Here is a 12,046-nt window from a genome sequence, read left to right as displayed (position 1 = left end):
TTTTTTTTTGTGATCTATTTGAATGTCAATCCTGCTTAAGGTAATATGTTCTACCCTAGTAATTTTTATAATGGTGCAGTTTTTTTGTAGCATTTTATAATTTGAAACCAACTAGCATTCTCAAATTTTGATTTTTTGTAAGTCAAAGTCTAATTTTAACCAACAGATTTACAGTGTAACAGCAGTGTTTTTAATCCACGTGCTGTTTTGAGGAGTAAAAAGATAATTTTCAATTTATAAAGCAATCTAATTCTAATATTATGAAAAAGATTTTAGTACTAATTACATGCTGCGCCTACATTCTTTTATCTTGCAAAAAAGAGAAAGATGTCGATGATCAAAAAATGGCTGTAGCCGATCAGAAAGATTCTACAGATATTGCTGATAATGGCTGGCCGCGCGAGATAACAAATAATGGGACAAAACTGGTTTATTATCAGCCGCAGGTCGATAGCTGGGATGACCACAAGGAAATTAAAGCAAGACTAGCTTTTTCATTAACTCCTAAGGATGGAAAGCAAGTTTTGGGTGTTGCATCTTTACAAGCGTCAACTTTAGTAGATAAAGACAGTCGAAGTGTTTTCTTTAAAGATATTAAAGTAACCGATGTTCGCTTTCCATCTCTTGATGAAAAAAAGATTCCCGAAATGGAAAAGCTATTCAAAGAAACACTTCCGAAAGGAGGTGATCCCGTTTCTGTGGATCGTATCCTGGCAGATTTAGATAAAACTACAAGTCCTGCGAAAGGAATTGCTGCGCAAAATACTCCACCGCCAATTTTTTACAGTTCAAGTCCAGCAATATTGCTAATTGTTCAGGGAGAACCTGTTTTGGTTCCTGTAGAAAAATCAGAGATCCAGTATGTGGTAAATACAAATTGGGATTTGTTTTTTGATAAAACTACTAGTGATTATTATTTACTTGCCGAGAATATTTGGCTGAGCTCTAAAAAACTTGACGGTAAATGGATAAAAGCGACAAAACTTCCAGATGGTTTGAAAAATCTGCCATCGGGACAAAATTTCGACGAAGTTAAAAAAATGATTCCGCCTCCAGAATCAGGTACTGCGCCAAATGTTTTCTTTAGCAAAGTACCTGCTGAATTAATCTTAGTAAATGGCCCTCCAAAATTTGAAAAAATACCAGGCACTCAATTATTGTATATTGATAATACAGAAAATGATGTTTTTGCCAATGAAGCGCAGGGACAATATTATGTGCTTTTATCAGGAAGATGGTTTGGTTCTAAAAGCTTGGACGGACCATGGAGTTATGCAGGGAATAATCTTCCTGAAGATTTTGCCAAAATTCCAAGAGATTCTCCAAGAGCAAGTGTTTTGGCTTCTGTTCCTGGAACACAGGAAGCAAAAGATGCCGTAATGTTAGCGCAGGTACCCACAACTGCAATTGTAAACAAAGCAGATGCAGAAGCAAAAGCAAAAGTGGTTTATGATGGTACGCCTCAATTTAAACCAATCGAAGGGACAAAAATGCAGTATGCCAGCAATACGCAAGAAAAAGTCATAAGAGTAGGTGATATGTATTATTTGTGTTTTCAGGCTGTTTGGTTTATGTCTACAAGTCCAAACGGACCTTGGAAAGTGACAAATTCTGTTCCTAAAGAAATTTATACCATTCCGCCAACTTCGCCTGTTTATAATGTAACATATGTTACACAAACCAATGTTACCGATACAACTGTCGAAAGTAATACAACTGCAGGTTATTTTGGAGCCTTTATAATAGGAGCAACTGTTGGTGCAATCTTAACTTATGGTACAGGATATTACTACCCGCCTTATTATTACTACGGAGGATTGTATCCAATTTATCGACCATGGCCATGTACCTATGGAGCTGGAGCCGTTTATAATCCGTGGACAGGGGGCTGGGCAGCCGGAAGAAGGGTTTACGGACCTTACGGTGCTGCTGGAACATCTGCTTGGTATAATCCAGCAACAGGCAGATACGGACGTTCTGCAAGTGTGCAAGGGTGGTACGGAGGTAGGACTGCGGCCAATACTTATAATCCGTGGACAGGAAATTACGGGCAAACTATTCAGGGACATAATGCTTACGCACAATGGGGTCATTCGGCTGCAACGAACGGACGTGATTGGGTTCAAACTGGACATGTCACTACAAGACGAGGCACCGCGGTTGGGTATGAAACTTCTGGTGGAAATAAAGGCGTTATCACTCATAGAAGAGGCGGCGGAACGACTATTCATACTAATAACAATATGTACGCAGGACATGACGGACATATTTATAAAAGAGATCAAAATGGAAATTGGAGTCATTATAATAATGGAAACGGAGGCTGGACTCAAGCTGGAACTCTCGGTGGATCACAGCGTAAAGCTGATAAACCAGATCTTAATAACTTACCGAAAAGGGATAGAGAATCGGGACTGGCAAATAAACCTTTAGGAGAAAACAATCGTCTTGGCGATCGTGCTGATAATTTTCCAAAAGCAGATCAGACATTGGGCAGACCAGAAAAACCTTTAGGTGAAGCTGGAAGACAAAATGTAACAAGAGATCTAGATCATTTTGAAAATTCCAGATCGGAGGGTGAAGTGAGAAATCAAAATTTCCAAAACTTTAGAAACAACAGTAATTTTAGAAATAACGGAGGCCAATTTGGCGGCGGCGGTTTTAGAGGCGGTGGTTTCAGGGGTAGAAGATAATTCTATTCTAATATAAAAAAAAAGGGCTGTTACTGGATTAGTAACAGCCTTCCTTTTTTTAATTTATTGAATATTATGTTTTGTCTATTCATAAAATAATTGCGATGCGGTAATTTCTTCTTTCTTTTTTCCTTCTTTCTGAATGAAACAATTTAAAATTGTGCCACCGGTTAAGTCAAAATAACTGATGTTGATTTTATGAAAACCTTTTTCTAGTTTAACTGCTCCGTAAGCTTCATTTGCCCAATGAATACCGTCATTATCAACAATCAATTCATCATCAATAAAAAGCTTCGATCCGTCGTCTGAAAGGGTCGAAAAAGTATAATTTCCAGTTTCAGGTACAAAGATGTATCCGTTAAATTTTAAGCCGATATAACGTTCTAATTTCGTTTTCCATTTTTCAACGCTGATTTTGCCTTCAAAAATTCCTGTCGCTGCAGGTTTTGAAAGCTCCAAATCCAGAACTTGTTTAAATGTTCCTGTATAATATTCATATTTCAAACCATTTTTCTTAGGCTGAATGGCCAAGGCTGATTTTAAATCTGGATTTCGAACTATGATTTTATTAATAGAACTTCTTTTACCGCTTTCGCTGATTTGAATCGTTTTGATGATTCGATATTCTCCTTTTGGAATATTTATGGGCACTGGATTTTGATACATTTCTGCCGTTTCATCAGGATTATAACCGTCAATTGTATAAAAGATCTTTCCGTTTTTTATAGTTGGTTTTAAATCTAAAATATATTTTGATGCAATTAAGGCCGTTTCTTCTGCACCAAATGGCGTCGGAACTTTAATACAATCTATTTTCCAATTCTAGTTTTTCTAAATGATGCGGAAGTTGATTTTGAATAAAATGACTGTAATTTTTATTCGGAGTTTCTGCCCATGCTATTTCAGCCAGAGCGAAAATTCTAGGATAAAGCATGTAGTTTAATTTTGCAGGACTGGTTAAATATTCTGACCAAAGATTGGCTTGAACTCCGATAATATATTTTTGTTCTTCAACCGATAAACTGTCAACCGGAGTTGGGTTGTAGTTGTATACTTTTTCTAAAGTACTTAATCTGCCAACGGTAAGCGGTTCGTTTGGAGAATATCCCTGATTGTAATCAAAATAAACCGTTCCTTCTGGTGTCATTACAACTGGGTGTTTCAGTTTTGCTGCATGAATTCCGCCCGATTCTCCACGCCAAGACATAACGGCAGCGTTTGGGGCGAGTCCACCTTCGAGGATTTCATCCCAGCCAAAAATCTGTCTTCCATTAGCATTCAAGAATTTTTCAATTCTTTTAATAAAATAACTCTGTAATTCATGCTCATCTTTTAAACCTAAAGCTGTAATTCTCTTTTGGCAATTTGGGCAGGTTTTCCATCTTGTTTTTGGGCATTCGTCTCCGCCGACATGAATATTTTTACTTGGAAATAATGCCATGACTTCGGTTAAAACATCTTCTAAAAAAGTAAAAGTTTCATCTTTTCCCGCACAAAATACATCTTCAAAAACACCCCAAGATTCTATAACTTTATAATTTCGATCTGGAAAACAAGCTAAATTTGGATATGCTGTAACGGCGGCAGAAGCATGGCCCGGCATTTCGATTTCTGGAATAACATTCACGTAATTTTCTTCGGCAAATTTCACAACATCTTTAATTTCTTCCTGAGTGTAAAATCCTCCGTATGGATTTCCGTCGAAAAAAAATGGCGATCGTTCAAATTTATTTCCCACTAAAGTTTGAGCTCTTTTTGAACCAACTTCGGTCAGTTTCGGATATTTTTTTATTTCGATCCTCCATCCTTGATCGTCGGTTAAATGCCAGTGAAAATTATTTAATTTATAGCTGGACATTTGTTTGATAAAATCTTTTATGACAGCAACAGAGAAAAAATGACGGCAGACGTCTAAATGCAGGCCTCGGTAAGAATATTGGGGTTGATCTTCAATAATTAGACAAGGAAGTTTGATTTCTTTTGAAATTTTGTTTGGAAGAAGCTGAAGTAAAGTTTGAACTCCATAAAACAACCCTTCTTCTTTTCCTGAAACTATAATTTTTTTGGAAGTAATTTCAATTTTATAAGCTTCTTTTGATGTGAAATTAGCATTCGTATTAAAGTCAATTTTTACATCTGATTTCTTTGAAGCAGTTTTAGAATTGAAAGCCGTTTCTAAAATTTGAGCCGATTTAAATTCCCTTTCACTGTAATTTTTATTCACAAAATTGATTTGAACTTTTCCAATTATACGAATACTGTCTCCTGTTAATTTGTAGAAATTTGGAGCTGGAATAATAGAGTTATTCTGCTGGAAATTTTGTGCGGTTCCATTTAAAAAAGAAAGAACAAAAAAGAGGTAAAGGAATTTTTTCATAAAAGAAAAACTTTAGAATTTATTAAAATAGAGTTTTAAAGATAGTAAATGGTTTTAAAATCAGATTTTTAAATTTTTTTATTAATAATCGAGCTTTTGGTTTCAATGAATTATTTACTGAAATGTTTATTTTTGTAATAAGAAAAAAAACAATCGGCATGAGTACTGAAAATGAAGTTTTAAATTATAGTAAAGAAGAACGTAAAAATCATATTCTAAAAGAGATCAATCTGCACACGCGTGTAAGTTTTGAAACTCTCTCAGCTAAACTTGGTGTTTCTGAAGATACTATTCGCCGTGATATTAATGAACTCGACGCTGATGCACTTTTGATTAAAGTAAAAGGCGGCGCAATGACCAAAGGATATCACTATTCTTCATCTAACCAGACTTATGCAGTAGAAGCCAAACAGGTTATTGCTCAAAAAGCAGTCGGACTACTTCATGACGGAATGGTTTTGATTGTTGACGGAGGAACTACCATTCGTGAATTCATCAGATTAATTCCAAACGATCTTAATTTAACCGTTTTTACCATTACAGCTTTAACGGCCGTACAACTTTTAGATAAACCCAATATTAAAACGATCATGATTGGCGGAAGTATTTCTTCTTACAGTCAAATGTGTGTTAGTGGAGAAGCTTTTCATCAATTGGCCAATATAAAAGCGGATCTTTTGGTTTTAGGAACAAATGCTTTAGACGTAGACGGCGGTTATTCAGATTCTGATTGGGAAACCGTTCAGGTAAAAAAAGCAATGATTCAAGCTTCTAAAAAAACGGCAGTTTTGACTATTACAGAAAAATTAAATACAGTACTTAAAATGAAAATTGCGAGTTTGTCTGAAGTAAATTATGTTATTACCGAAGAAGATCCAACTCACGAAAAACTACAGCCATATAAGAGCGCAGTTCCCAGTCTGGTTGTGATTTAATGTCAATTTTTTATTAGAAAAACACTTCAGGTTTGATAAAATTAAATCTTGAAATTTTCAGTACTTGTTTTCAATCTAAAATATATTTCAAATGAAAATTGCTTTAATCCAAACCGATCTTTTCTGGGAAAATGCTGCTGCAAATCGAGAAAATTTTGATTCAAAAATCGATGAGATTGCTTCTGAAGTAAATTTAATTGTACTTCCAGAAATGTTTTCGACAGGATTTACAATGAATCTATCTGCAATTGCCGAAACGATGGAAGGAGAAACAATCGAATGGATGAAAGTAAAAGCAAAACAAAAAAATGCTGCAATAACAGGAAGCTTAGTTATTACAGAAAATGGAAAATATTACAATCGAATGTTTTTTGTTTTTCCGTCAGGAGATTTTCAATATTATGATAAAAGACATTTGTTTTCGCTGGCGGGAGAAGACCAGTTTTACACTGCTGGAAATCAGAAAGTAATTGTTGAATATTTAGAATGGAAAATTTGTCTTCAAATTTGTTACGATCTGCGTTTTCCTGTTTTCGCTAGAAATGTCGAAAATTATGATCTTCTTTTGTATGTTGCAAATTGGCCAAAAGTTAGAATAAACGCTTGGGACACTTTGTTAAACGCGCGCGCCATAGAAAATTTAAGTTATGTTGCCGGCGTAAATAGGGTAGGTTTTGATGATAATAATTTTGAACATAATGGTCATACCCAATTAATTGATTTCTGGGGAAATTATATAATAAAGCCACAAGAAACAGCAGGTGTTTTTGTGGCTGAATTGGATAAAAATATAATGTTAGAAACCCGAAGAAAACTTAATTTTCTAGGTGATCGTGATACTTTCGAAATTAAAATCTAGAAAGCTTTCCGTTTCTTTTCTTCATCTTTTTTCTTTTTCTCGTCTTGTTTTTTCTCGACTTCTGGATTAAACGGAACACTTAAATCGATAGTTTCGTTTCGATCCCAATTGGCGCGGACATCAAATTCTTCCTGATTGTAGAATACTTCTTCAGAGTATCGTTTTTCTAGGAAACTACCCGTGTCATACATCTTGTTTTTGTTGTCATCGTAAATAATACGCACCGTAAAAACTTCTGGCTGGAGCAAATTAAATTCTAAAGTTGTTGCACCTTCAGAATAATCGCTGGCTAAAACAACATCTCCTTTTTTATTCGTCAATTCGACAATTATAGGAAAACGTTTTACATTTTTTAGATTTAAAATGATGTTTCCATAATCTGCTGCTTCTTTGGTGCTGAGTTTATAAGATAATGTATCGTTTGTTTTTTCATAAAAATCAGTCAAAGCGCCTGGCAGGAAAGTAAAATTGTATTTTTCTAAAGGCTCTTTTTTGAAATCAATATATAGTTTTTGATCAAATTCGTCATATTCAGTCGTATACGGAACTGCTACAGAATCTTTATTGACTAAAGTGATTTTAGATTTGTCAAATTTTACCAAAGGAGTTTCGGTCTCCAATGTAAAGCGCTCTCTAAAATTAATTTGGCCATTTTGTACCGCTTTGATATTAAGAGTATCCTTTTTTAAAGCTTTGATTTTAAAAGAAAACTTCTTGTCGTAGTTTTCTTTTGAAACTTCAAGCGATAATGAATCTGCTTTTATAGGTTTGTACCAAACTTGCAGGGAATCCTTTTTAGGAAACTGCGTAACTATAGTTTCTAGAACTTCGCTTCCGTTTTTAAGGACAATTTTCGGTTTCGAATTCTTAAAATTCTGTTTTCCTTCATAAGGAAGAAACAATCTATTTCCAGAAGCCTCAATAGGTTTAAAAGTTTTTAAAGGCAATGTTTCTTTAAATAATTCTACTTCGTAAACAGTGTCAGTCGGAATCGTAACATAATTTTTAAGAAACCCAATTTTATCATCTTTCGGATTAAATTTATTGTTGCTTCCCTTATCCTTTAATGCCACTAAAAGATATTTTCCTTCTTTTAGATTTTCAAACTGGAAAGTTCGCATACTATCCAAAGTGTTGGTGATATAACGCGGAAATTCTTTGTAAATAGTAGAATCTTTAAATTTATCATTTACTTCATAAAGCATTACCGAAACAAAATTATCTACATGTTTTTCGTATGAATCTTTAATTCGTCCGTTCAGTTTAAGCGAATCAATATGAGATCCTGTGGAGAAAATATATTTGAATTGGTTTAAAGCATTTCCTTCATTATTATCCGTAATAGCCTGCCCGAAATTTAAACTGTAAGTTGTGTTGGGCTGTAAAGTATCTTTAATTTCAATCTTAATAAATTTACTAACCGTACTTGGTGTAATTAACGGTTCATTCTTTAATGGCGGAGAAATAATCAACTGTTTATTGGTGTTTTTCAGCTTAATATATTCGTCGAAATTTAAAGTGATAGTGTTTCCTTTAAAGTTTGTACTATAATTTTCAGGATAACTTGATACCAAAACCGGTGCTAAAGTGTCTTTTAAACCACCTGTAATACTGCCTCTTTTAGCGCAGCTTATCATTGATATTAAAATTATAAATGAAATATATTTTAGAGTGTTTTTCAACATAACGGGTTTTCAATTTGATTGCACAAAATAACGATTATATTTGCTTTAATTGAAATTTTTTATCCATTTATTAGGATTTAAAAAAATTACATTTCTGTTTATTTTTTATGGTTTCGAATATTTTAAAGAGCCATAATTTCTTACTTTTGGGTTTAAATGTAATTTTCCAAGTTTTGTTAAAGCGACTTTTTCCAATTTTATTTCTCTTTTTACTCTTCTCCTGCAGTAAAAACGAAAAGCCTGTTATTTGTTTTTATTATTGGAAAACAATATTAAAATTTTCAAAAATGGAAAAAGAAGTTTTGAGTGAAAACAAAGTTCAAAAAATTTATGTAAGATATTTTGATATTGGACTTCATCCAGAGACAAAAAATCCAATTCCTGTTAGTCCAATTCGATTTGACGAAAATCTTAATCAATATGCTGTTGTTCCAGTTGTTTTTATTCAGAATAAAGTAATGCTGCAACCCAATCTGGATGTCAATGATTTGGCTGAGAAAACATTTGATTTTATTGAACAAATCAACCAAAAGAATAAAATATCTTGTGACGAAATTCAAATTGACTGCGATTGGTCGTTGGACAGTAAAGACAATTATTTGAAGTTTGTGGAAGTTTTTAAAAAATTATCGAAGAAGAAACTTTCGGCAACAATTCGACTGCATCAGGTCAAATATTTCAAAAAAACAAAAATCCCAAATGTCGATTCTGGAGTTTTAATGTACTACAACATGGGATCGATTGCGCCAGATTCCCTAAATTCTATTTACGATCAAAAAGCAGCTTCAAAATATTTGAAGAGTTTGAAGAAATATCCGCTTCATCTTGATTTGGCACTTCCCATTTATTCTTGGGGAGTTCACATTAGAAATAATAAAGTAATCGGACTTCGTTCGAAAATGAATATAAAAGACCTGCTTCAAGATTCGAATTTTGAAAAAATAAGCCCGATTTTTTTCAGAGTAAAACAATCTAACTATAAGAATGGTATTTTTTATGAAGAGAAAGATTTATTGAAAATAGAAGAAATCAGCACAAAAGATTTAAAAGAAATGGCAGACGATCTGGATGAAAATCTGCCACAAAAACCAAAAGAAATTATATTTTACGATTTAGACGAATTCAATTTAAACAATTATGAAAAGAATATTTTTGAACAAGTTATTTCTGAGTTTTAGCCTCGCTTTACTTTCGATATACGGAATTATTTATGCCTGTGCCGGCGGAGACGACTGGGATTTCTTTGGTTATAATTCTAATTTTACGCCAGAAACTTTTGCAGACAAATCCTATTCTCCTCTATTTTTATCAGGAGGAATTTTTTACGGAATTGGTTTTGATACGCAGCACAATTCCCGTTTTAATGGAAACATAAAATCGGATTGGGCGAATTACCTTAAAGGAAAAGTTGACACAACAACAGTAAATTATTTTTTGATTGGTGACGAAAAGCCAAGATACTATTCTGACGATAAAAATGCGATTAAAAACAAAGAAGAAATTACAGATCTTCATGTTTTTTATAAAAGCAAAAAAGAAAATAAGAGTTCGCAGAAATGGGGAAAAAAGATTAATTTGAAAGACGAGAAGATTAAGGATTTTATTGAATTCTTGTACTTAGCTCAAAAAATTGAAACGGTTTCTATTGGAGAAGATTACTGGAGTTACGATCCAGTGGTGGCAAAAACATTCAATGATGCAAAGATGATTCAATCTATCGAAAATGTGTACAACACTTTATCAGATCCATTTTTGAAAAACAGATATTGGTTTTTAACGATGAAGGCTCGTTTTTATAGTAATGATAAACAAAAAGCAATTGACTTTTTTAATAAAACAGAAAGTTCTGTAGCAAAAAACACTTTGTATTACCGTGCTTTGGCGTATGTTGCAGGAATCAATTACCAACAGAAAAAATATGCGGTTTCTAACTATTTATATGCCCAGGTTTTTGATAAATGTCCAGAATTACGCGTGGTAACTGCGTATAGTTTTCACCCCAAAAATGAATCGGATTGGACCAAAGCTTTAGCAATGGCTAAAAATAATAGTGAGAAAGCAGCGCTTTGGGCAATCCACGGTTATTATAAAGATGAAAAACAAGCGATCGAAAAGATTTATGAACTAGATCCAAAAAGCGAACATTTAAATTATCTAGCAACAAGATTGGTGAATTCGCTGGAGCAAAAAATCAATAATTCTTTTCAGCAGAATGCAGGTGAAAATCAACCTGCCAAACCTCAGACAATCGCAGAAAATAAAAGTGAAAATCAAGCAAAGATTGACAAAAGTGCATTTGATTTAATTGCTAAAATTTCTGCAGCGGGAAATACAGAAAAACCATATTTGTGGGATATTGCAGTAGGCTATCTTCAAACGCTAAAAGGCGATTATGCAAATGCAGACAAGAATTACACTAAAGCAGTAAAAACGCTGCCAAAAACCGAACTGGCAAGTTATCAAATTCGATTATTGCGTTTTGTAAATAACTTGAGCAAAATAGATAAACTAGATGACAACAATGTAAAAACCGTTTTAGCAGACCTAAATTGGATTTATTTTGAGCTGCCAAAAAATTATAAAGGAAGTGAGTTTCGTTATCAAAATGCTTTTCAATGGAGTAAAAATTATTTGGCAGCTTTATACAAAGCAAAGTCAAATCCAGTAATGGCAGAATTGTTTAACGAATCGCGTTACAGCTATTGGAACGATGGAAATTCATTTTATGATAATGAAAAGGAATTGCTGGCAATGAAAGCTTTTTTAGAAAAAACCAATAAAACCGAAATCGAGAAAATTGGTGCTGGAATTTATAGTTTGAAATTGAAAGATATTAATAATTTTCAGGCAGTTCAGGCGACTTTCAAAAACAAAATTCCTGAAGCGATCGAATATTTGAAGCAGACAGATTCAGTTCAATATTATAAATTTTTAGGAAATCCGTTCAACGGAAGCATTAAAGATTGTCACGATTGTGATCATGTCGCTTATCAAAAAAGAAAATATACCTACATGGATTTTCTGACTACGATAAAATCGATGAAGGAAAAATTGGCGCAGAAAGAAGATGTTTATACCAATAGTCTTTTGTTAGGAAATGCATTTTATAATATTTCTCATTTCGGGAACGGAAGAACTTTCTACGAAATTAATATTGTGGGTTATGGCTCGAGTCCGTATTCGTTTAGAAATGCAATGAAAGAAATGATTACCAATAATTCAGTTTCGAAAATGTATTACCAAAAAGCTTTTGAAGCTGCTTCGAACAAAGAACAAAAAGCAAAATGTCTGTATCTGATTTCAAAATGCGAACGAAATGATTATTACAATAAAAAGTATAATAACATAAACAGTTACTGGGAAATTCAAGATGATAAAGTTAATTTTATTGCTTGGAATTCTTTTAAAGCTTTAAAGAAAGACTATTCAGATACAAAGTATTATCAAGATGTAATTGCAGAATGTGGTTATTTTAATACTTATGTAAATCAATAAAA

General features: G+C 33.4%; 8 protein-coding genes. 5 read left to right on the top strand and 3 right to left on the bottom strand.

The features are described from left to right. Nucleotides 1–260 precede the first annotated feature (260 nt). Complete coding sequence (locus QE431_RS20425; protein WP_307299763.1) at nucleotides 261–2,693, top strand: hypothetical protein; 2,433 nt, start codon at nucleotides 261–263, stop codon at nucleotides 2,691–2,693. An 84-nt stretch (nucleotides 2,694–2,777) separates the two neighbouring features. Here the strand turns inward: QE431_RS20425 and QE431_RS20420 are convergent, their stop codons facing one another. Beyond that, nucleotides 2,778–3,392, bottom strand: a complete 615-nt coding sequence (locus QE431_RS20420) for a PA14 domain-containing protein (protein ID WP_307300582.1) — start codon at nucleotides 3,390–3,392, stop codon at nucleotides 2,778–2,780. Nucleotides 3,393–3,492: 100 nt separating this feature from the next. Then, a complete protein-coding gene (locus tag QE431_RS20415; RefSeq protein WP_307299762.1) occupies nucleotides 3,493–5,070 on the bottom strand; it encodes a beta-N-acetylhexosaminidase in 1,578 nt (525 codons plus the stop codon). A gap of 158 nt (nucleotides 5,071–5,228) precedes the next feature. Between QE431_RS20415 and QE431_RS20410 the strand changes: the two genes are divergently transcribed. Both QE431_RS20410 and QE431_RS20405 read left to right on the top strand, forming a co-directional pair. Further along, nucleotides 5,229–6,005 carry a DeoR/GlpR family DNA-binding transcription regulator gene (locus tag QE431_RS20410; RefSeq protein ID WP_307299760.1) on the top strand — a complete coding sequence of 259 codons (777 nt, stop codon included), beginning with the start codon at nucleotides 5,229–5,231 and terminating at the stop codon, nucleotides 6,003–6,005. Nucleotides 6,006–6,096: 91 nt separating this feature from the next. Beyond that, a complete protein-coding gene (locus QE431_RS20405) occupies nucleotides 6,097–6,864 on the top strand; it encodes an amidohydrolase (RefSeq protein WP_307299758.1) in 768 nt (255 codons plus the stop codon). Here the strand turns inward: QE431_RS20405 and QE431_RS20400 are convergent. After that, nucleotides 6,861–8,549: an Ig-like domain-containing protein gene (locus QE431_RS20400; protein WP_307299756.1), complete on the bottom strand. Its 1,689-nt coding sequence runs from the start codon at nucleotides 8,547–8,549 to the stop codon at nucleotides 6,861–6,863. The two genes, QE431_RS20405 and QE431_RS20400, sit on opposite strands and share 4 nt — an antisense overlap. Before the next feature lie 287 nt (nucleotides 8,550–8,836). On the opposite strand from QE431_RS20400, the gene QE431_RS20395 reads away from it, so the two are divergent. Beyond that, on the top strand, nucleotides 8,837–9,727 hold the full coding sequence (locus QE431_RS20395) for a hypothetical protein (RefSeq protein ID WP_307299754.1): 891 nt from the start codon (nucleotides 8,837–8,839) through the stop codon (nucleotides 9,725–9,727). Further along, nucleotides 9,687–12,044 (top strand): hypothetical protein, encoded by a 2,358-nt coding sequence (locus QE431_RS20390; RefSeq protein WP_307299753.1) that lies wholly within the window; start codon nucleotides 9,687–9,689, stop codon nucleotides 12,042–12,044. Before QE431_RS20395 ends, QE431_RS20390 begins: the two co-directional genes overlap by 41 nt. Nucleotides 12,045–12,046 lie beyond the last annotated feature (2 nt).

Source organism: Flavobacterium sp. SORGH_AS_0622 (assembly GCF_030818825.1).
GTDB lineage: Bacteria > Bacteroidota > Bacteroidia > Flavobacteriales > Flavobacteriaceae > Flavobacterium.
The sequence above is the reverse complement of the archived record's forward strand: the minus strand, read 5'-3'. Positions and strand labels throughout refer to the sequence as shown.

Bases quoted from the DNA above. Each gene is read 5' to 3' on its own strand.
- QE431_RS20425 (WP_307299763.1), top strand. From the start codon at position 261: ATGAAAAAGATTTTAGTACTAATTACATGCTGCGCCTACATTCTTTTA.
- QE431_RS20415 (WP_307299762.1), bottom strand. From the start codon at position 5,070: ATGAAAAAATTCCTTTACCTCTTTTTTGTTCTTTCTTTTTTAAATGGA.
- QE431_RS20410 (WP_307299760.1), top strand. From the start codon at position 5,229: ATGAGTACTGAAAATGAAGTTTTAAATTATAGTAAAGAAGAACGTAAA.
- QE431_RS20405 (WP_307299758.1), top strand. From the start codon at position 6,097: ATGAAAATTGCTTTAATCCAAACCGATCTTTTCTGGGAAAATGCTGCT.
- QE431_RS20400 (WP_307299756.1), bottom strand. From the start codon at position 8,549: ATGTTGAAAAACACTCTAAAATATATTTCATTTATAATTTTAATATCA.
- QE431_RS20395 (WP_307299754.1), top strand. From the start codon at position 8,837: ATGGAAAAAGAAGTTTTGAGTGAAAACAAAGTTCAAAAAATTTATGTA.
- QE431_RS20390 (WP_307299753.1), top strand. From the start codon at position 9,687: ATGAAAAGAATATTTTTGAACAAGTTATTTCTGAGTTTTAGCCTCGCT.